The organism is Idiomarina fontislapidosi, from assembly GCF_003226255.1.
Classification (GTDB): Bacteria; Pseudomonadota; Gammaproteobacteria; order Enterobacterales; family Alteromonadaceae; genus Idiomarina; species Idiomarina fontislapidosi.
Window position 1 is genome coordinate 491,289 of record NZ_QJST01000001.1, and the last position, 19,193, is coordinate 510,481.

The 19,193-nt window shown below is 47.3% G+C and carries 19 protein-coding genes and 1 tRNA gene; 11 read left to right on the forward strand and 9 right to left on the reverse strand.

The window, feature by feature from the left end; genetic code table 11:
* The first annotated feature begins 95 nt into the window (after window positions 1–95).
* The gene (locus DFP83_RS02425) at window positions 96–350 is read left to right on the forward strand and encodes a recombinase family protein (RefSeq protein ID WP_157981512.1); all 255 of its coding nucleotides are present in this window, start codon (window positions 96–98) and stop codon (window positions 348–350) included.
* Window positions 351–441: 91 nt separating this feature from the next.
* Complete coding sequence (locus DFP83_RS02430) at window positions 442–987, forward strand: hypothetical protein (RefSeq protein WP_110572800.1); 546 nt, start codon at window positions 442–444, stop codon at window positions 985–987.
* Window positions 988–1,455: 468 nt separating this feature from the next.
* Here the strand turns inward: DFP83_RS02430 and DFP83_RS02435 are convergent, their stop codons facing one another.
* The 3 genes from DFP83_RS02435 to DFP83_RS02445 all read right to left on the reverse strand — a co-directional run bounded on the left by DFP83_RS02435 (window position 1,456) and on the right by DFP83_RS02445 (window position 4,055).
* On the reverse strand, window positions 1,456–1,950 hold the full coding sequence (locus tag DFP83_RS02435; RefSeq protein WP_126753137.1) for a DUF4468 domain-containing protein: 495 nt from the start codon (window positions 1,948–1,950) through the stop codon (window positions 1,456–1,458).
* A gap of 314 nt (window positions 1,951–2,264) precedes the next feature.
* Window positions 2,265–2,341, reverse strand: a tRNA-Pro gene (locus DFP83_RS02440).
* 82 nt (window positions 2,342–2,423) lie between these two features.
* On the reverse strand, window positions 2,424–4,055 hold the full coding sequence (locus DFP83_RS02445; protein ID WP_110572802.1) for a DUF3413 domain-containing protein: 1,632 nt from the start codon (window positions 4,053–4,055) through the stop codon (window positions 2,424–2,426).
* 70 nt (window positions 4,056–4,125) lie between these two features.
* Here DFP83_RS02445 and yejK point away from each other — a divergent pair, with 70 nt between their 5' ends.
* Entirely contained in the window at window positions 4,126–5,172 is a 1,047-nt protein-coding gene (gene yejK, locus DFP83_RS02450; protein WP_110572804.1) for a nucleoid-associated protein YejK, read from the forward strand.
* Between the two features lie 66 nt (window positions 5,173–5,238).
* Here the strand turns inward: yejK and cspD are convergent, their stop codons facing one another.
* Window positions 5,239–5,454: a cold shock domain-containing protein CspD gene (gene cspD, locus DFP83_RS02455; protein ID WP_071463775.1), complete on the reverse strand. Its 216-nt coding sequence runs from the start codon at window positions 5,452–5,454 to the stop codon at window positions 5,239–5,241.
* Between the two features lie 226 nt (window positions 5,455–5,680).
* Here cspD and clpS point away from each other — a divergent pair, with 226 nt between their 5' ends.
* Window positions 5,681–5,995: an ATP-dependent Clp protease adapter ClpS gene (gene clpS / locus DFP83_RS02460; protein ID WP_071463776.1), complete on the forward strand. Its 315-nt coding sequence runs from the start codon at window positions 5,681–5,683 to the stop codon at window positions 5,993–5,995.
* Between the two features lie 37 nt (window positions 5,996–6,032).
* Window positions 6,033–8,303 carry an ATP-dependent Clp protease ATP-binding subunit ClpA gene (gene clpA / locus DFP83_RS02465; RefSeq protein ID WP_110572806.1) on the forward strand — a complete coding sequence of 757 codons (2,271 nt, stop codon included), beginning with the start codon at window positions 6,033–6,035 and terminating at the stop codon, window positions 8,301–8,303.
* A gap of 61 nt (window positions 8,304–8,364) precedes the next feature.
* Here the strand turns inward: clpA and infA are convergent, their stop codons facing one another.
* The 5 genes from infA to ald all read right to left on the reverse strand — a co-directional run bounded on the left by infA (window position 8,365) and on the right by ald (window position 12,306).
* Window positions 8,365–8,583 (reverse strand): translation initiation factor IF-1, encoded by a 219-nt coding sequence (gene infA, locus DFP83_RS02470; RefSeq protein WP_071463778.1) that lies wholly within the window; start codon window positions 8,581–8,583, stop codon window positions 8,365–8,367.
* A gap of 49 nt (window positions 8,584–8,632) precedes the next feature.
* Window positions 8,633–9,352, reverse strand: a complete 720-nt coding sequence (locus DFP83_RS02475; protein ID WP_110572808.1) for an arginyltransferase — start codon at window positions 9,350–9,352, stop codon at window positions 8,633–8,635.
* On the reverse strand, window positions 9,349–10,053 hold the full coding sequence (gene aat, locus DFP83_RS02480) for a leucyl/phenylalanyl-tRNA--protein transferase (protein WP_110572810.1): 705 nt from the start codon (window positions 10,051–10,053) through the stop codon (window positions 9,349–9,351). Before aat ends, DFP83_RS02475 begins: the two co-directional genes overlap by 4 nt.
* Before the next feature lie 21 nt (window positions 10,054–10,074).
* The gene (gene trxB / locus DFP83_RS02485) at window positions 10,075–11,031 is read right to left on the reverse strand and encodes a thioredoxin-disulfide reductase (RefSeq protein ID WP_110572812.1); all 957 of its coding nucleotides are present in this window, start codon (window positions 11,029–11,031) and stop codon (window positions 10,075–10,077) included.
* A gap of 147 nt (window positions 11,032–11,178) precedes the next feature.
* Window positions 11,179–12,306, reverse strand: coding sequence for an alanine dehydrogenase (ald, locus tag DFP83_RS02490; RefSeq protein WP_110572814.1), 1,128 nt, complete (start codon window positions 12,304–12,306; stop codon window positions 11,179–11,181).
* 166 nt (window positions 12,307–12,472) lie between these two features.
* Here ald and lrp point away from each other — a divergent pair, with 166 nt between their 5' ends.
* From lrp to serS, 6 genes are all read left to right on the forward strand, one after another.
* A complete protein-coding gene (gene lrp / locus DFP83_RS02495) occupies window positions 12,473–12,964 on the forward strand; it encodes a leucine-responsive transcriptional regulator Lrp (protein WP_071463781.1) in 492 nt (163 codons plus the stop codon).
* A gap of 84 nt (window positions 12,965–13,048) precedes the next feature.
* On the forward strand, window positions 13,049–15,544 hold the full coding sequence (locus DFP83_RS02500; protein ID WP_110572816.1) for a DNA translocase FtsK: 2,496 nt from the start codon (window positions 13,049–13,051) through the stop codon (window positions 15,542–15,544).
* Window position 15,545: 1 nt separating this feature from the next.
* Window positions 15,546–16,160: an outer membrane lipoprotein periplasmic chaperone LolA gene (gene lolA / locus DFP83_RS02505; RefSeq protein WP_157981513.1), complete on the forward strand. Its 615-nt coding sequence runs from the start codon at window positions 15,546–15,548 to the stop codon at window positions 16,158–16,160.
* A complete protein-coding gene (locus tag DFP83_RS02510; protein ID WP_110572820.1) occupies window positions 16,147–17,502 on the forward strand; it encodes a replication-associated recombination protein A in 1,356 nt (451 codons plus the stop codon). Before lolA ends, DFP83_RS02510 begins: the two co-directional genes overlap by 14 nt.
* Window positions 17,489–17,881, forward strand: a complete 393-nt coding sequence (gene crcB, locus DFP83_RS02515; protein ID WP_110572822.1) for a fluoride efflux transporter CrcB — start codon at window positions 17,489–17,491, stop codon at window positions 17,879–17,881. The genes DFP83_RS02510 and crcB overlap by 14 nt, the downstream gene beginning before the upstream one ends.
* A gap of 16 nt (window positions 17,882–17,897) precedes the next feature.
* A complete protein-coding gene (serS, locus tag DFP83_RS02520; protein ID WP_110572824.1) occupies window positions 17,898–19,190 on the forward strand; it encodes a serine--tRNA ligase in 1,293 nt (430 codons plus the stop codon).
* The last annotated feature ends 3 nt before the right edge of the window (window positions 19,191–19,193 follow it).

The window sequence follows — 19,193 nt, forward strand, 5'->3', positions numbered from 1 at the left end:
CCAGTATAAAGCAGTATAAAGTAAGCCTTAAAACCTTATAGAACGAGGCTTTGACGTTATACCAAAGCATGGCTAAAACGAACGGAGCGTCAGCGATGAATAGAAAAGAGCAATTAACACAGCACCAGCAAGTACTAGAAGCAATAAAAAAAATTGTAAAGAATTATGGGCGCTGCAGCCCACCCAGTTACAAGCAAGCAGCGGCTGCGCTCAATGCTCAGCAGGCTAAAACAACGTGGGGTAATGAATGGACACCGCAACGTCTATTAAGGTTTTTACAACGGCGGGGTTACTCAGGCTTACATGGTGTTCAGGCTGAATTAAATGGAAGGCCTAAAAAGCTGAGGTGAGGCTTTGTAAGTCAAAGATTTAGCTGCTACGTTTAACGAAAAACGCTGATCTCATAGTAAACCAATTCGAAATTATTAGAGGAATCTAAAAATGGTTGGTATTGAAGGTACTTTTCATTTTGACACTGAAATAAATGACCTAATAAAGGCAGCTTCTGCGGCTGCGAGAGAAAATAATTACGATGCTGCTATCGAAATTATGAAAGATGCACTCGAAAAAATTTATTGTTCGGATGGGAGCTACTCATTTTCAACTTATGTCAAAATTCTGCCATACTTTCAAAAGGCTGGTAGATATGGTGAGGCGATTAAATTTGCAGATAAAGAGTTAATACCAAAATTAGTTGAGGATTATGACAAATCAACTCTCACCGAAAAAGCATTTATCTGTCTTTACGTTGGGAAGGTCTTTGAGAAGTTAGCACTCAATGCTAAAAGAGCTAATAAAGTGGAAGATGAAGTTTTTTTTACAGGTCGCGCACGTGAAATGGAAGACAGTTATCTGAAATTGATTGATGTTGGAAAGACAGACGATCTTAAAAGAGAGTTTAAGGAGGCTATTGAAGTCTTCGGCGAAGATCATAATTGTTGGCCAGAGGTGCTTAAACGAAAGTTTCAACCGATTATCGGAGTCTAGATTTATCGAGTTTATTACGGCTTGTAGTCTGACTTTACTCTTAACACGAAGTTAAAATTTTTTCCGTAGTCACTACGCGAAAAAAAAGGGTCTTTTGCTACCAGTACGTGCGCGGACTTGCCCGATCACCTCAAGATTACCTCAATGCTTTGGATTATTTCTGCGGCCATGCCGAAACCAAGTGAAGATTTTTGTAGGCTCACTACGCGAGCCAAACGGGTGTTTTCGGACATCCTTACGCGCGAGAGCTACCCCTAGTGTTATCTATGGGAGTTGAGTTTACCAGCTATGAAAAAAGTGTGTTTTAGGGAGCCGAAAAAAGAACGAGTTTAAGGCTTTTGGATATCGACTTGTGAAAAGTATGCTCCAACTGTCACACGATAATCATTAGCTAAAAGTGAATATTTTTGCTCTAAAAATAACAAATTTTTTGAGTGTGACAGTTGGGAATTAATGTATGCTCAATAACTAGAAGTTGTTGAAATCTGAGTTTTTACCCTCGCCTTTGAGTGCTTGCTCAAGTCGTTCAGAAAAAGCATTGAAGTCAGATTTAATAGTTTGATAACCTTGTTCTGTAGGCATTGCCCAGCCTTGACAGCCACTATACGCAGGTGCGCCTTGAATTAATTCAAACTGCAATCGAGCCTTATTATCTTTGGCTGCAAATTTAACATTATGTTCAGTGCTACACGAATTAGTCATAATGTACCAAGGCGAACTACCTCGACCAATGATTATGCCTTCTTTTGCATCAACAACTCTTAAAACTTCGTTGGTATCACCGTAATTGGTTGCTAGAAAGTTTCGAGCTCGGCTGAATATTTCGTCTTTTGTAGCATTTAAATCTTTATAGTCGTATGTAAACTTGGTTGGGTTACTTTCATCCATAGCCGTTACAGAACTACATGCTGATAAAACACCAAAGCAAATAGTGATGAAAGTTGTTTTTAGAATTAATTTCATAAGTCCTCCATGTCTATGAAAGACTAAACACTATCAGGTTTAAATTTCTAATAGAAGCTAAAAAGTAACATTTCTAGTAGCGTAGAGATGTTAACCCATGTATTTGCTTTGGTGTTTAGTCATAGTTTGACTATTTATCATTCTGCTAAAAAAGCGTTTTATCTGACCTAGTAAAAGGGTGATTCTCGGCACGTTAGCGTAGCCTCATTTCTTCGGAGCAGCCCCTAATCAGCCCCTCGCTAATAGCAGCCCATATGTAAAAATAAAAAAGGGGCTTAGACTATTGCCTAAACCCCTGATTTATATTGACTTTTTGGTCGGCGTGAGAGGATTTGAACCTCCGACCCCTGACACCCCATGACAGTGCGCTACCAGGCTGCGCTACACGCCGACCGAGGACAGCTATGTTACTGATTTATGAGCTAAGTGCAAGGCACAAATGCATCTAGCACGACTGTTCGCTGTTATTTTAATCAGTCTCTAGTGCGTCCGCTGAAGCGTTTAAGATCTTTTAGCGCGTCAATTAAAACAGGAACGGTCGGTTCGGCACCGTCGACACGACTGAAGTCGGCGCGGCGATAGATATTGTACTGACCATTAGTATCAAGCACGGTAATCAAGTCTTGGTCGTAAATGACAATGTAAGGGCTGTAGGTTTCTACCAGCGGCCAGCGCTCACCGCCGTTCATTAGGTCCTCGCCGTTGCTAAAGCTCTGTGTGCCACCTGCGCACGACATGACACGCGAGAGAGCGGTGGGCATGACGTCCATCAAGCCACCAATACTTTGCTGCGGCAGTGCGAAATCTTTCTCCCACAAGGTGACACGCATATTTTCAGGTTTAAACTGTTGTTGTCCGAGCAAGCCTTCGGTGTTGTTCGGCGCAAGACTCGATAGCAGCACGCGTTGCTGCCCTAAGCTACTGAGTATTGCAGGCAAACGGTCAATGTCTTCATGACTGAGCATAACGACATTCAACTGGTTATTGCTGCGTGGGTAAAAGCTACTCAGCGGCTCGGCGTTCCAGTCGGTTTTGAACTGTGTAAGCCCCAGTTCTTGTGGCCAATTAGGTGAAGTGTGCCAGCTTACATCAATACCAAAATCTGCCAACGGTTTTAAATAGGCGGGTGAGATGTTTTGATTTTTGATGGTGTCTTGGTAAAAATCGGGTAGCCCGTAAAGCAACTGAAATAGTCCACCTTCGCGACTCGGATGCGCGAGTAACTGAATATTCACTTCTTTGAGGCCGTGGTTGCTCGCGACGGCATCGACCTGAGTGGTTTGCGCTTGATTGAGGCGATCGAACACCATCAGGGTGATACCTTGCGTTTGTGGCGTTTTGGAGCAGAGCAACGTGTTTTGCGGATAACGTAAGCGAATGTTCTCAGCAGACATCAGTTTTTGTTGCTGTGCTTGGTAATTTTCCACTTCAATAAAGCCATGCTTAGACATCAGCGTCTTAGCCGTGGTGGGGTATGAGAGTGGGAATGTATCATCCTGCTGTGTTATGGGATCGTAAAGTTCGGCATCGGCCCATACGTGAATACTGTGGCTGGCAAAAAAGCACAACACAAACACCGTGGTTGCGGGCGCGCCAAGCCGACGATGCTGAAGTTCAGATAGATGCTTCCAAGTGTAGTTGGCGAGTAGCAGTTCAAACCCTAACAAGATTAGGAAACCCAGCATGATCATCAAAATGATAACAAAGCTCGCACCGGTGAATGCCGCCTCAGCATCTTTAGCCATTTGTGCAAGTGAGTAAGCGTTTAAGTGGTATCCGTAATGGCGGAAGAACAACGCGTCAAAAATCAACGCGACGATGCCAAGGGAGCTAATGAGTGCCGCGATGCTGCGTAACACTTTGGAGTAGGGAATCAGCAGACAGAACGGAAATATCAGTATGATAAAGAACACGAACGGCAGAAACGCGAAGTGCCCGATCCAGTTCACAATGAGATAAACGGTACTAATAAAAGTGGTCGGCGACGGCGTTGAATCAATATAGATAATGCCGATAAGAAGACACAAAATAATGTTGGCGAAGGTAAACCAATGACCCCAACTAATCAGTCGTGCAATTTTATCGCGACGTTGGTTCTTTCCCATTCTGTGTCTATCCCGTGCTACAATCTGCCAAATAGTCTAACACAGCGATTTTGCAAGGATAGTCCTAGTTATGCAACTGGCCATTGAAAATAGCATTATTCACCAGTTTTACAGCCATGATGATCAAATTGGTCTGCGCCTCGCGCCAGAACCCTTGTCTGATGACGAGCAGCTGCACGAATTACTCGAGGAGCTGACAACGGTTTATACCAGTAAACCGGCAAAAGGTTACGCCAGCTTCTTGACCGAAGCCGATGAGGCGGAAGAGGTCAGCGACTTTCCTGTGTTGTTAAAACAGTGGCAGGGACAGCAGCTAGAGTTTGTTGAACTCAGCCAACGTGCCGCTAAGTTATTACTAGAGCAGTTGCAGAACTACCAGATGCTCGAAGCGGGCTTTTTATTAGTAACGCGGTATCAACATTTAACTACTGATTATCTGTTAGTCGCGTTCTTGCCTGTTAAAGTCGGGGTGACCATTAATCCTAACTTGGCGGTTGACCGGTCATCGCAATTAGACATTAGCAAAGTGCAGTTAGCCGCGCGTATTGATTTAACTGAGTGGCAAACCGATGCCGAGAGCCAGCGTTACATCTCTTTTATAAAAGGTCGCGCGGGACGCAAAGTATCCGACTTTTTCTTGGATTTCTTGGGTTGTACTGAGCGCTTAGATGCCAAATCACAAACCAAGCGGTTGGTTGATGCAGTGACTGAGTTTGGCAAGCAAGCGGAGTTAGCACCTGAACAACGCCAGTCGTTGAATGCTGTTGCGTACGAATATTGCGATCAACAGTGGAAGCAGGGCGAAGACGTTAAAGTAAAAGATCTATCGGAGCATTTTTCGCAAGCGCAGCCTACCGAGCGTAGCTTTGAAGAATTTACGCAAGCGCTCACGCAAGAGGATAAACCGGCGTTAGACGAGTCTTTTCCGACTGATCGTTCAACGCTGCGGAAGTTGGTTAAATTCCAGGGTCAAGGCGGTGGTGTGAGTGTCGCGTTTGATCATACGCAGTTGGGCGAACGTATAGAATATGATCCGGAAACAGACAAGCTCACGATTCATGGCACGCCACCTAATTTGCGTGACCAACTGCGTCGTTACTTTGGGATCGATTCTTAAGTAGAGAGCGTTGTTTACGAGTAGAATAGCAAAACGCCGCAGAGCGGCGTTTTGCTGGTAGGCTTTCTATTGTTTGTCCGCATGAGGGACAATATTCGAGGCATGCAGTCCTTTAGGACCTTCCTCAAGTTCAAACTCTACGGTTTGGCCCGCTTTTAACGTGCGGTAGCCTTCCATATCGATTGTTGAGTAATGAGCGAAAATGTCACCCTCGCGGTCCTCACTCTCAATAAAGCCAAAACCTTTGGAGTTATTGAACCATTTGACTTTTCCGGTTGCCATACATCTACTTCCTTCTTCTATCGAAAAGAATTTTGTTATTATTAGATTCGGTTGTCGTAGGTGTGGTTGAAAATTACATCAGCCAACACCATGTTTTACTCTAGGACACAGAGTATAATAGTCAAGTAGAAGCGGTGAAAAAATCGACATTTTTGTTTAATTTTTTAACAAAAATTGTCCAGCGAGATTAGACAAATCAGCTATAGTGATAATAGGTTGTTAATTCATGAGCCAGTTTGATCATCAACACGTATATGATGTTGAGGAAGACAGTAAACACGAACTGAAACCACCCTCGATGTATAAGGTCATATTGAATAATGACGACTATACGCCGATGGACTTCGTGATAGAGGTGCTGATAAAGTTTTTTCGTATGAACAATGAAAAAGCGACAGACACCATGTTACAAGTGCACTATAAAGGAAAGGCGGTGTGTGGTGTTTATTCAGCCGAGATTGCTGAAACAAAAGTGGTGCAGGTAAATCAGTACGCTCGTGAAAACCAGCACCCTTTGCTCTGTACCATGGAGCATGAGTAAGATTCGAGCACAGCCGTAGTACGGTAAGGAGAGTGGTATGTTAAACAAGGCGTTAGAACTTACCTTGAACGATGCGTTCAGATTGGCGCGTGAGCGTCGTCATGAACTGATGACGGTTGAGCATTTGCTCGTGGCTTTGCTCGATAACCCAGACGCGGCTGAAGTGTTACGCGCTTGCGGACTCAACTTTGAGCAGCTTAAAGAAGAACTCATTAGTTACATCGACCGCAGCACACCGACCTTCGATGAACAAGATGATAGTGCGGATACACAACCAACACTTGGTTTTCAACGCGTGCTTCAACGTGCTGTATTTCATGTACAGTCGTCGGGTAATGCGGAAGTCAGTGGCGCTAATGTGTTAGTCGCTATCTTCAGTGAGCAAGAATCACAAGCGGTCTATCTGCTTAATAAGCACGATATCACTCGATTAGATATCGTGAACTATATTTCGCATGGCATCGCACGCTCACAAGATGAGCCAATGGATGAACATATTCCTGATGAAGAGGAGATGGCCGCCGCAAGCGAAGAACAGCAAACCCATCTTAAACGCTTCTGTACCAATCTTAATGTGCAAGCAAGAGACGGTAAGATCGACCCACTCATTGGTCGTGATGATGAGCTAGAGCGTTGTGCACAAATTTTATGTCGTCGCCGTAAGAACAACCCGCTACTGGTGGGTGAAGCCGGCGTAGGTAAAACGGCGATTGCTGAAGGTCTAGCGTACCGCATTGTGAATAAACAAGTACCTGACATCCTCGAGGAAGCGGTGATCTACTCGTTGGATATGGGTGGCTTACTTGCGGGCACTAAATACCGTGGCGACTTTGAGAAGCGCTTTAAACAGCTATTAAAAGAGTTAGGCGAAAAAGAGCACGCTATTCTGTTTATCGATGAAATCCACACCATTATTGGTGCGGGTGCAGCGAGCGGCGGCGTGCTTGATGCGTCAAACTTACTGAAGCCTTTGCTTTCGAGCGGTCAGCTCAAGTGCATTGGCTCGACAACCTACACTGAGTTCAAAAACATTTTTGAAAAAGACCGTGCATTAGTGCGTCGATTCCAGAAAGTCGATGTTAGCGAACCCAGTGTTGAAGATACCACTAAGATCTTGATGGGCTTAAAAGAGCGCTATGAAGATCACCACGGTATTCGTTACACCCAACCGGCGATTAAAGCCGCGGCTGAACTCGCTGCAAAATACATCAATGAGCGCCATTTACCCGATAAGGCGATTGATGTCATGGACGAGGCGGGCGCTCAACAACGCTTATTGCCGCCGTCTAAGCGTAAGAAAACCGTCGGTGTGCAAGATATCGAGGCGATTATCGCTAAGATTGCACGTATTCCAGAGCAGTCGGTGTCGCGCACAGACCAAGACATTCTCAAGCAGCTCGATCGCAACTTGAAGATGGTGGTGTTTGGTCAGGACGAAGCGATCGACAAACTCAGCTCTGCGATTCGTTTATCGCGGTCAGGCTTAGGTAATGAACATACCCCTATCGGGTCGTTCTTGTTCGCAGGGCCTACCGGTGTGGGTAAAACCGAGGTGACACAGCAGCTGGCTAAAGCCATGGGTATTGAGCTGATTCGCTTTGATATGTCGGAGTACATGGAGCGCCATGCGGTGAGCCGGTTAATCGGTGCACCTCCAGGCTATGTTGGCTTTGATCAAGGCGGATTGTTAACCGATTCAGTTATCAAGCAGCCTCATTCAGTCTTGCTACTTGATGAGATCGAGAAAGCCCATCCCGATGTTTATAACATCTTATTGCAGGTGATGGACAACGGTACGTTAACCGATAACAATGGACGTAAAGCGGATTTCCGTAATGTCATTATCGTAATGACAACCAACGCGGGTGTACGTGAAACAGTGCGTAAGTCGATCGGCTTTAAGCAACAGGATCACAGTCACGACGCCATGGCGGAAATCAACCGCACCTTTACGCCAGAGTTTCGTAACCGGTTAGATGGCATCGTATGGTTCAATCACTTAAGTGAAGAGGTGATTCTGCAAGTTGTTGATAAATTTATCACCGAACTGCAAGCACAACTGGACCGTAAAGGTGTCTCACTTGAGGTTGAGTCGAAAGCGATTGATTGGTTAGCTAAGAAAGGCTACGACAAACAAATGGGTGCACGTCCAATGGGTCGTATTATTCAGGAACACCTGAAAAAACCATTGGCGAATGAGATCCTGTTTGGTCAATTAACGCGTGGCGGTCAAGTCAAAGTCTCGTTAGATAACAACGACGAGTTGAAATTTGACTATGACAGTACCAGCGAAGCGATTGAGAGCTAGCGTGTTAACTCAGTCAGCAAACAAAAAAGGGGCTTTGAGCCCCTTTTTTATTGCATAGTGATTAACGGGCGCGGAAGACGATGCGTCCTTTACTCAAGTCGTAAGGGGTAAGCTGAACGGTTACAGTATCACCCGTTAAAATACGGATGTAGTGCTTACGCATTTTGCCAGAGATGTGTGCAGTCACAACGTGACCGTTCTCTAGTTCAACTCGAAACATAGTATTTGGCAAGGTGTCTAATACCGTACCTTGCATTTCAATGCTGTCTTCTTTCGCCATTAAAATCCTCTAGAATTTAACTAATGAGCGTACATTGTACGCGTAGGGTTCATTTTTGTGTGGGAGATTTTACCGCTTTTTTCCAATGATTGCCAATAAGGCGTTCATTTGGTGTAAAACGAGCTTTGTAATTCATCTTATCGCAAGCATCAATTTGATACCCAAGGTACAAGTAATCCAGTCCTTGCGCCGCTGTCCACTCGATTAAACTCAAGATAGAGTAGGTGCCTAAAGAACGCTTGTGCTCACTGGGGTCAAAAAATGTGTACATGGCTGAGCTTGAGCGGGCGAGTACATCAACGACACTGACCATTTTCAGCGTGCCCTCGCTGTCACGCCATTCAAAAAATTGTGGCTTCATCCAGTCAGCATCACACCAGAGCCAAAATGATTCGGGGTCGGGTGGATACATGGCGCCATCGGCGTGACGTTCCTCAATAAACTGACAAAATAGCGAGGTGTAGTCTGGTTGTGGGGTATCCGTTATGTTGAGAACTAAATCACGGTTTTTGCTAAGCACACGCTTTTGATTTTTACTGTAGTTAAACTCGTTAACGGGTAAACGCAGCGATTGACACGCTTGGCAGAACTCACAATGCGGGCGATACACATCGTTGTGACTACGACGAAAGCCATGCGCCATTAAATGCTCGTACAAATGTGCGTTCATTGGCGTGTGTTCATCAGTAACCGTAACGATTAAACGCTCTTCTTGTTCATCGAGGTAACCACAGGGGCGGGAGCCTGTAATGCCGAGCTTAACACTCATAAATAACGACTAATATCTCCTAGCGACCAGAAATCACCTGTAAGAGGGCGATCGCGTAACGCTTTTAGTTGCTCAAGAAAATGTTCGCGGGACATGGGTACCGCACCTAATGACATTAAATGCGGATTTTCCATTTGGCAATCGATCAATTCACCGCCGTGTTCTACAAAGGCATTGGCAAAACAATGCAGCGCCACTTTGGATGCATTGGTTGCGCGATGAAACATACTCTCGCCGCAGAATAATCGACCGATGCTGACACCGTATAAGCCACCCACTAAGGTGTCGTCGAGCCATACCTCAACCGAGTGGGCATGTCCGTGACGATGCAACTCGCAGTAGGCGTCACGCATGGGCTCAGTGATCCAAGTGCCTTCGTGCTCGGCGCGTATCGTGGCACACTCATCAATGACCTCCTCAAAGGCATGATTAAGTGTAATACGCCATGATTGGCGTCGCATCGCCTTTTTTAACGAGCGAGAGCAGTGAATGTCGTTAGGAATAAAAACAGCACGTGGGTTGGGTGACCACCATAAAATAGGGTCATCGGCAGCAAACCACGGAAAAATACCTGAGCGATAGGCGCTCAGTAGGCGAGCTTGTGATAAATCGCCGCCCACGGCAAGTAACCCGTTGGGTTCCGCCAGTGCCATCGACACAGGCGGAAAGCTGACTGAGCTAGGACTCAGTTCTACGATCATAGGCAGCGACTCGTCTTAAATTTACTTAGTTAATGCGTCGAGGTAGCGCTCAGCGTCAAGGGCTGCCATACAACCCGTTCCTGCTGAGGTAATGGCTTGGCGATACACATGATCCATCACATCGCCTGCGGCAAACACACCCGGGATACTGGTGGCGGTTGCGTTTCCTTCAAGACCGCTTTGAACCACGATATAACCGTTGTTCATTTCGAGCTGACCATCAAACAAGCCGGTGTTAGGTTGGTGACCGATCGCAATAAAACAACCTGCCACGTCAAGTTCTGAGGTGCTGCCGCCTTTAGTGTCTTTAATGCGAACACCGGTCACTCCTGAGTCATCACCTAAGACTTCATCCAAGGTTTTGTTCAGGTGTAAGGTCACATTACCGTTTTCAGCTTTTTCCATCAGACGGTCCGACAGGATTTTTTCAGAACGGAAGCTATCACGACGGTGAATCACGTGCACTTCGCTGGCGATATTTGACAGGTATAGCGCCTCCTCAACGGCGGTGTTACCACCCCCTACGACACACACTTTTTGGTTTTTGTAGAAAAAGCCGTCACAGGTTGCACATGCAGAAACGCCTTTACCCATAAATGCTTCTTCAGAGTCTAAACCTAAATATTTAGCAGAAGCACCGGTTGAGATAATGACTGAGTCTGCAGTGTATTCGCCTACATCACCTTTTAGGCGGAAAGGGCGTTCAGAAAAATCGACCTTATTGATATGGTCAAATACGATCTCAGTATCAAAACGCTCAGCGTGTTTTTGCATGCGCACCATCAGATCGGGTCCGGTTAAGCCTTCTGCATCGCCTGGCCAGTTCTCAACGTCGGTGGTGGTGGTTAGCTGGCCGCCTTGTTGCATGCCCGTAACGAGTACAGGGTCAAGATTGGCACGAGCGGCGTAGACTGCAGCGGTATAGCCCGCAGGTCCAGAACCCAAAATTAAAAGTTTACAATGCTTGGCTTCAGCCATGTTGTTGCTCCTACTACAAATGTGTATCAATTATAAAATTAGGTATGGGGTCGATTGTATGGATTGCAAGTAAAAGTCACAAGAAGAACATAAAAAAAGCCCACCTTTCTGGGGTGGGCTTTTATGTAACACTCAATGAGTGTCTAATTACTTAGATAATGCTTCACGTGGGTCTATATACTCTAGGCTTAATTCTTCGCCCAAGTCATCGTGGACTGCTTTGTACGTGATTTTGCCAGCGTGCATATTTAAGCCGCGCAACAAGTGCTCGTTTTCTAACATCGCTTGGTTGCCTTTGTTAGCCAACGCAATGCCGTATGGCAAGGTTGCGTTGTTAAGTGCGATGGTTGAAGTACGTGCAACACCACCTGGCATGTTCGCAACACAGTAGTGAACAACATCATCAATCACGTATACCGGATCTTGGTGCGTTGTCGCGTATGAAGTTTCGAAACAACCGCCTTGGTCAATCGCAACGTCTACCAACACTGAACCTGGCTTCATGTTTTTGATGTGTTCGCGCGTTAAGAGTTTAGGTGCCGCTGCGCCTGGGATCAGGACTGCGCCAACAACTAAATCAGCTTCACGTGAATACTTGTCGATAGCATCTACGGTTGAGTAAATCGTGGTGACTTGACCATTGAAGATATCATCGATCTCGCGTAGACGCGGCAATGAACGGTCAAGGATAGTCACATCAGCACCTAAACCGAGTGCCATTTTTGCAGCGTTGGTACCGACAACACCGCCACCGATAATAAGCACTTTACCTGGAGCAACACCTGGAACGCCACCTAACAAAGTGCCGCTACCGCCGTGTGCTTTTTCAAGGTAGTGTGCGCCTGCTTGGATCGACATACGACCTGCGACTTCACTCATAGGTGCTAAAAGCGGTAAGCCATTGCGGTTATCAGTCACTGTCTCGTATGCGATAGCAGTACAGCCTGATTCAGCTAACAACTTGGTTTGTGTTGGATCAGGTGCCAAGTGTAAGAAGGTATAAAGGATCTGGCCTTCACGTAGCATCTTACATTCGTTTGGCTGAGGTTCCTTAACTTTGACAATCATGTCAGCACGTTCGAAGATCTCTTCTGGCGTTTCAATAATTGACGCGCCGGCAGCTTGATAGTCTTCGTTCGTGAAACCAATCGCAGCACCGCCGTTGTTTTCAACGATAACGTCGTGACCATTCGCAACATATTCGCGAACTGCAGCAGGCGTTAAACCGATTCGGTACTCGTGGTTTTTAATTTCCTTAGGAACACCTATTAACATACTCACCCTCTATAATTGACACGCATTGAGTGCGTTTTATTTGCTGATGTGATTGGTAAATTTCGTGGCGCAATTATAGACTGAAAACAAACTGAATTACGCACTTTTTTTAACCCAGTTTATAGTGATATATTAGGGGTAACTGGCAAATTAACGCGATAAAATTATGAGATTTCCAGAAAACACCGATGAAATCACTATTGACAGAATTGACCGTAAGATCCTGCGCATTCTGCAAGACGACGGACGTATAGCCAACGTGGCGCTAGCAAAACGTGTTGGATTGAGCGCAACTGCTTGTTTAGAAAGGGTAAAAAAGCTCGAGCGCGAGGGTGTTATCGAGAGTTATCATGCCCGTATTAACCCCGCTAAGCTCGGCGCTAACTTAATGGTATTTGTCGAGATTACCTTGTCGCGCACGTCGGCTGATGCCTTCGCTGAATTCAGTGAGGCAGCACGTAAAACCGAAGAAATACTGGAATGCCATTTGGTCGCCGGCGACTTTGATTTTCTGATTAAAGCGCGAGTACCCGATATGCGTGCTTACCGTAAATTACTCGGTGAAACCTTGCTGATGATGCCCGGTGTCGACGAATCGCGCACCTATGTTGTAATGGAAGAAGTAAAACAAGAGAATAAAGTTCTAGTAAAGGGCTAACATTAGCAGCGAGATTCGCTACAATCGGGGGCAGAGAGCCTCCACTATAATAAGATCCCAATGACAGGAAGCATAAGACGAGCAATGACAGGTGTACAACGATTATTAGAAGCTGGTTTATTAATCAGCGGTGCGCTCGCGATTTTTTTATTTCTCGCTTTAGTGAGCTTTAATCCAGCCGATCCGAGCTGGTCACAGACAGGTTTCGAAGGCACTATCAATAATGCAGGTGGTGCTGTCGGTGCGTGGCTTGCTGATGTACTTCTGTTCTCATTTGGATTTGTCGCTTATTTAATTCCTTTCGCGTTTGCTGGCTTGGGTTACATGTTGTTTCGCAAAACCCACCAATTACTTGAACTCGACTACTTGGCAGTCAGCCTGCGTTTAGTCGGCGCATTGTTAACCCTCATAGGTGGTGCTGCGCTATCGTCGATAAACTTTGACGATATCTATTACTTCTCGGCGGGAGGCGTGTTTGGTGATGTGATCGCCGCGTCGGTGATGCCGTATTTGAATTTTGTCGGTTCGACTATCTTGCTGTTAACCTTTTTAGCCACCGGCTTAACCTTAGTGACGGGCATCAGTTGGTTACAAGTGGCCGATAAACTCGGCGAATTATGCATTACAGGTGCTTTGTGGTGTTACGAACGCATTCGTACGGTGTGGCAGTCGGATGGCACTAAAGGTCACGACCGTGATACTAAAAAGGACAATAGTGATACACAGGCGAACGACGAGGACGACGACACACTTGATACCTCGGACTGGGATGAAACCACACTGGTAGAGCAAAAAGCTGATACCAAACAAGAGCCTGTGCTTAACTTACCGTCACTCTCTGCATTGGATGAACACGAGTTAGAAAATGACGATGAACCGCCGTTTGAACCGGACCCAGTGTTGTCTGAAAGTGATGCGCCACGCTTTTCGAAGCAGGCAGCCGAGGCGCGTAATAAACGCAGCGAGCCAACCGCTGTAGAGGCGTCCACTCAGCATTCGACGACACAAGCTTCGACAACACAAGCTAAAACAGAGCCAAGCACAGCAGTTGAAGAAGCAGCAGGGGAGGGTGAGCAAGAAGTCATGGCGCCACTCCCTTCGATTGAGTTGCTTGATAGACCGAACAAGCAAGAGAATCCAATCACGCAAGAGGAACTGGATCAAGTTTCACGCACCGTTGAGACCGTATTGAAGGATTTTGGTGTCGATGTCGTGGTTGCCAACGTCCAACCTGGTCCCGTTATTACGCGCTTTGAACTGGATCTAGCGCCAGGCGTAAAAGTCTCTAAGATTTCGAACTTAGCCAAAGATATTGCACGCACATTGTCGGCGGTTGCGGTACGCGTGGTTGAAGTGATTCCAGGCAAATCCTATGTGGGCTTGGAGCTACCTAATAAACATCGCGAAGTGGTACAGCTGAGTGAAGTCATTTACCGCGATGCTTTTCAAAACAGCCAATCACCGTTGACCATGGTGCTCGGTAAGAACATTGCAGGCTCGCCAGTCGTGGTTGATTTGGCGAAAATGCCGCACTTGCTGGTCGCCGGTACCACAGGCTCAGGTAAATCTGTGGGTGTAAACGTCATGATCTTGAGTTTGCTCTATAAGAGCACACCGGAAGATGTCCGCTTGATTATGATTGACCCGAAAATGCTTGAGCTCTCGGTATACGAGGGTATTCCGCACCTATTAACTGAGGTGGTCACGGATATGAAAGACGCAGCCAATGCGCTACGTTGGTGTGTCGGTGAAATGGAGCGTCGCTACAAGCTGATGTCAGCTTTGGGCGTACGTAATCTCAAAGGCTATAACGCCAAAGTAGTGGCCGCGAAAGAGGCGGGGCAGCCACTGAAAGACCCTATTTGGAAACCGGGTGACTCGATCGATGACATGCCACCTGAGTTAGAGAAATTACCCAACATCGTGGTGGTAATCGACGAGTTTGCCGACATGATGATGATTGTGGGCAAGAAAGTCGAAGAGCTCATTGCCCGTATCGCGCAAAAGGCGCGTGCAGCAGGCATTCACTTAATCTTGGCGACGCAACGCCCATCGGTCGATGTGATTACCGGGTTAATTAAAGCGAACATTCCTACTCGGATTGCGTTCCAAGTATCATCTAAAATCGATTCACGCACCATTCTTGACCAGCCGGGCGCGGAACAGCTACTCGGGCAGGGTGATATGCTCTACCTACCACCGGGCAGTGGTTCTCCTGTGCGTGTGCACGGTGCCTTTGTTGATGACCACGAAGTACACGCGGTCGTCGCCGATTGGAAGAAACGCGGCAAACCTAATTACCTTGAGGAAATTCTTTCGGGTGATCAAGGTGAAGACGCGTTGTTGCCGGGTGAGCAACAAGAAATGGACGAAGCAGAATCCGATCCACTCTACGACGAAGCGGTTGCCTTTGTGACCGAAACACAACGCGTGTCAGTTTCAAGCGTGCAGCGTAAATTCAGAATTGGTTACAATCGTGCGGCGCGTATCGTCGAACAAATGGAGATGTCCGGTGTCGTAAGTAGTGCTGGCAATAATGGTCAGCGGGATGTACTCGCACCGAGACCACCGAGGGATTAATATGAAGCAGTATGGAATCGCACTGGCAGTCATCGCGGGTGTAGTAATGAGCCCTGTAAGTTGGGCAACAGAGCAAGCTAAGCAACAGTTGCAAGAGAAAATGCAGCAACTCAAAAGCGTGCAAGCCACCTTTGAGCAAACGGTAACGGGCAGCGGTGGCGATGTATTACAGAGCCTGACCGGTGAACTTGCATTGCAGCGCCCCGCCATGTTGCGTTGGCGCAGTAATCCACCCGATGACACGCTCCTCGTCGCAGACGGTGAGTCGGTGTGGTATTACAATCCGTTCGTTGAACAGGTAACCGTCTATGCGCAGAGCAACGCGGTAGAAAACAGCCCGTTGTTGCTGTTAATGGAAGGTACTCAAGCGCGTTGGCAACAATTTGATGTGAGCTACGACGAAGCCGACGGTGCATTTGATGTAATCAATGAAGCGACAGGTAATGAGCTGACACTGAGCTTTGATGGTGACACCTTAACGCGCATTGTGTTGAAGCAAAAACAAGGTGATACCACGACCATCGCGCTCGATGATGTGGTCATGAACGAAACGCTCGCCACCGACCAATTCCAGTTTAACGTGCCTGAAGGTGTCGAGGTCGATGACCAACGGTGAACTCGCGTTTGAAGAAGAGCATGATTTTAGGCCCTTGGCTGCGCGCATGCGTGCGCAGTCACTCGCCGAATATGTAGGTCAACAGCACTTACTGGCTGAGGGAAAACCACTCTGGCAAGCCGTTGCGCAAGGGCGTTTACACTCCATGATCCTGTGGGGGCCGCCCGGCACCGGTAAAACAACCCTCGCCGAGCTGATGGCAACCTCAGCCGATGCGACCGTATCACGCCTTAGTGCAATCACCTCCGGTGTAAAAGAAATCCGCCAAGCGATTGATGAGGCTAAGCAACGCGCTAAGCAGCAAGGTCGCCGTACCTTGTTATTTGTTGACGAAGTCCATCGGTTTAATAAAAGCCAACAAGATGCCTTTCTACCCTTTATTGAAGATGGCACCGTAATTTTTGTTGGTGCAACGACCGAAAACCCCGGCTTTGAGCTGAACAACGCATTATTATCACGTGCCCGCGTTTACCGTCTTGAGTCCATCAAGCCTGAAGATTTGCGCGCGTTGCTCAAGCGTACCCTGCAAGATGCAGAACGTGGTTTGGGTACTCGTCAGATTAAGCTTACCGCAGAGGCTGAGGACAGATTGTTGGACCTGGCTAGTGGTGATGCCAGGCGCATGCTGAATTACTTAGAAGTCGCGGCGGATTACTTAGCGGATGGAGAGACAGCGCTTGATACCGAACTGTTATTACACGCGGTAGGCGAGCAGCAAGCCGCATTTGATAATAAGGGCGACCATTTCTACGATATTTTGTCGGCTTTTCATAAGTCGGTGCGCGGTTCGTCACCCGATGGCGCCTTATATTGGTATGCGCGCATTTTAGTGGGCGGCGGCGATCCGCTGATAGTCGCGCGACGCTTACTCGCCATCGCCTCTGAAGACATTGGCAACGCCGACCCGCGCGCGCTACAAATTGCCTTAAATGCATGGGATACCTTTCACCGTGTCGGTCCCGCAGAGGGCGAGCGTGCTATCGCACAGGCCGTTGTGTATTGCGCTAGTGCGGCTAAAAGCAATGCGGTGTACACGGCGTTCAAGGCGGCTGTTGCAGCAGCAAAAGCGCACCCAACGGCAGAAGTACCCAGCCATTTACGTAATGCGCCAACTAAAATTCATAAAGAACAGGGCTATGGCGAAGATTACCGCTATGCCCATAATTATCCCAATGCCTACGTGGCAGGCGAACGCTATTTGCCTGACGCGCTCGCGGATGCTTATTTTTACCAGCCCGAGCCACGTGGATTAGAGATTAAAATTAAAGACAAACTGTTATGGCTTCGTCAGCAAGATGAACGCAGCGAGTGGCAGAGAGGACAGTCCGATGACCAGTCTTAGTCAGTGGTTAATGGTAGCTGCAGGTGGTGCGGTGGGTGCAAGCGCACGGCACGGCGTGGCTTTATTGATGTTAAGCACCGGTTGGCGGTTCCCTTTTGCAACGTTGATCGTTAACATAATAGGCTCATTTTTATTAGGCGCTGTATACGCACATGTGCAACACCAAGGACTCTCAGAGTCCGTGCGGTTATTTGTCGGCGTTGGCTTGCTAGGTGCCTTTACGACCTTCTCAACATTCTCTGTCGAAGTGGTGCAATTGGCGACGCAAGGAGAATGGGGGCGAGCCTCATTAAATATCGTACTCAACGTTGGGCTATGCGTCTTAGGTGTCGCAGCAGCAATGGCGTTGTATAATTTCTTTATCATTAAACCGAATTAAGTGAAGTAGGATATCCATGCTAGACGCAAAATTTTTCCGCGAGGAACTGCAACAAACAGCTGAACGCTTAAAAACGCGTGGTTTTGAGCTGAATATCGAAGCGATCCAAGCGCTCGAAGAGCAGCGCAAATCGATTCAAGTAAAAACGGAGCAGTTGCAGGCTGAGCGTAACAGTCGCTCGAAAGCGATTGGTAAAGCAAAGCAGGCAGGTGAGGATATCCAGCCGCTTCTCGATGCGGTCAGTGACCTCGGTTCACAACTCGACGCGGCGAAAGAAGAATTACGAGAAGTACAAGATAAGCTCAGCGCACTGATCATGGGCGTGCCTAACTTGCCTGCGGAGGGTGTTCCTGAAGGCAAAGATGAGTCAGAGAACCAAGAAATCAGTGTGTGGGGCGAGCCACCGCAGTTTGATTTTGAACCTAAAGATCATGTTGAGTTAGCAGAAGCACTCGCGAAGGGCATGGATTTTGAGGCCGCAGCTAAACTCACTGGCGCACGTTTTGTCGTGATGCGCGGTAAGATTGCGCGTCTACACCGTGCTTTAACGCAGTTTATGCTAGATACGCACACCGAAGCGCACGGCTACGCTGAAACGTATGTACCTTACTTGGTCAACCATGACAGCCTTTATGGCACGGGTCAGTTACCTAAATTTGGTAAGGACTTATTCCACATTCAGGGCGAGACAGAAGAACAGATCCCGTTGTCGTTGATTCCAACCGCTGAAGTGCCGCTGACCAACTTAGCGCGTGATGAGATTTTTGATGAAGCTGAGCTACCAGTTAAGCTGACCGCGCATACGCCGTGCTTCCGCAGTGAAGCGGGCTCACACGGTCGTGATACCCGTGGTCTGATTCGCCAACACCAGTTTGATAAAGTTGAGTTGGTTTGGTTGGCGCACCCAGAGCAGTCAATGGATGCGCTTGAGCAGCTCACCAGCCATGCAGAGACTATCTTGCAAAAACTCGGCCTAGCGTATCGTAAAGTATTGTTATGTACTGGCGATATGGGCTTTGGTGCAACTAAAACATACGATCTCGAAGTGTGGTTGCCAGCACAAAATACGTATCGCGAGATTAGCTCGTGCTCAAATATGGGCGACTTCCAAGCGCGCCGTATGCAAGCGCGTTTCCGTCGTAAAGGCGCGAAAAAACCCGAGCTATTGCACACCTTAAATGGCTCAGGTCTGGCAGTAGGGCGCACATTGGTGGCGTTACTCGAGAATTATCAGCAAGCCGATGGTTCAATTGTCGTTCCAGAGGTATTGCGCCCGTACATGGGTGGTATCGAGCGCATCGAGGCGTAATCG

What these genes read in the sequence shown, in the direction of transcription:
- DFP83_RS02425 (WP_157981512.1), top strand. Translation starts at nt 96, where the DNA reads ATGAATAGAAAAGAGCAATTAACACAGCACCAGCAAGTACTAGAAGCA.
- DFP83_RS02445 (WP_110572802.1), bottom strand. Translation starts at nt 4,055, where the DNA reads ATGGGAAAGAACCAACGTCGCGATAAAATTGCACGACTGATTAGTTGG.
- lolA (WP_157981513.1), top strand. Translation starts at nt 15,546, where the DNA reads ATGAAGCAGTATGGAATCGCACTGGCAGTCATCGCGGGTGTAGTAATG.
- aat (WP_110572810.1), bottom strand. Translation starts at nt 10,053, where the DNA reads ATGATCGTAGAACTGAGTCCTAGCTCAGTCAGCTTTCCGCCTGTGTCG.
- DFP83_RS02510 (WP_110572820.1), top strand. Translation starts at nt 16,147, where the DNA reads ATGACCAACGGTGAACTCGCGTTTGAAGAAGAGCATGATTTTAGGCCC.
- lrp (WP_071463781.1), top strand. Translation starts at nt 12,473, where the DNA reads ATGAGATTTCCAGAAAACACCGATGAAATCACTATTGACAGAATTGAC.
- clpS (WP_071463776.1), top strand. Translation starts at nt 5,681, where the DNA reads ATGAGCCAGTTTGATCATCAACACGTATATGATGTTGAGGAAGACAGT.
- cspD (WP_071463775.1), bottom strand. Translation starts at nt 5,454, where the DNA reads ATGGCAACCGGAAAAGTCAAATGGTTCAATAACTCCAAAGGTTTTGGC.
- serS (WP_110572824.1), top strand. Translation starts at nt 17,898, where the DNA reads ATGCTAGACGCAAAATTTTTCCGCGAGGAACTGCAACAAACAGCTGAA.
- yejK (WP_110572804.1), top strand. Translation starts at nt 4,126, where the DNA reads ATGCAACTGGCCATTGAAAATAGCATTATTCACCAGTTTTACAGCCAT.
- DFP83_RS02430 (WP_110572800.1), top strand. Translation starts at nt 442, where the DNA reads ATGGTTGGTATTGAAGGTACTTTTCATTTTGACACTGAAATAAATGAC.
- ald (WP_110572814.1), bottom strand. Translation starts at nt 12,306, where the DNA reads ATGTTAATAGGTGTTCCTAAGGAAATTAAAAACCACGAGTACCGAATC.
- DFP83_RS02435 (WP_126753137.1), bottom strand. Translation starts at nt 1,950, where the DNA reads ATGAAATTAATTCTAAAAACAACTTTCATCACTATTTGCTTTGGTGTT.
- crcB (WP_110572822.1), top strand. Translation starts at nt 17,489, where the DNA reads ATGACCAGTCTTAGTCAGTGGTTAATGGTAGCTGCAGGTGGTGCGGTG.
- DFP83_RS02500 (WP_110572816.1), top strand. Translation starts at nt 13,049, where the DNA reads ATGACAGGTGTACAACGATTATTAGAAGCTGGTTTATTAATCAGCGGT.
- clpA (WP_110572806.1), top strand. Translation starts at nt 6,033, where the DNA reads ATGTTAAACAAGGCGTTAGAACTTACCTTGAACGATGCGTTCAGATTG.
- infA (WP_071463778.1), bottom strand. Translation starts at nt 8,583, where the DNA reads ATGGCGAAAGAAGACAGCATTGAAATGCAAGGTACGGTATTAGACACC.
- trxB (WP_110572812.1), bottom strand. Translation starts at nt 11,031, where the DNA reads ATGGCTGAAGCCAAGCATTGTAAACTTTTAATTTTGGGTTCTGGACCT.
- DFP83_RS02475 (WP_110572808.1), bottom strand. Translation starts at nt 9,352, where the DNA reads ATGAGTGTTAAGCTCGGCATTACAGGCTCCCGCCCCTGTGGTTACCTC.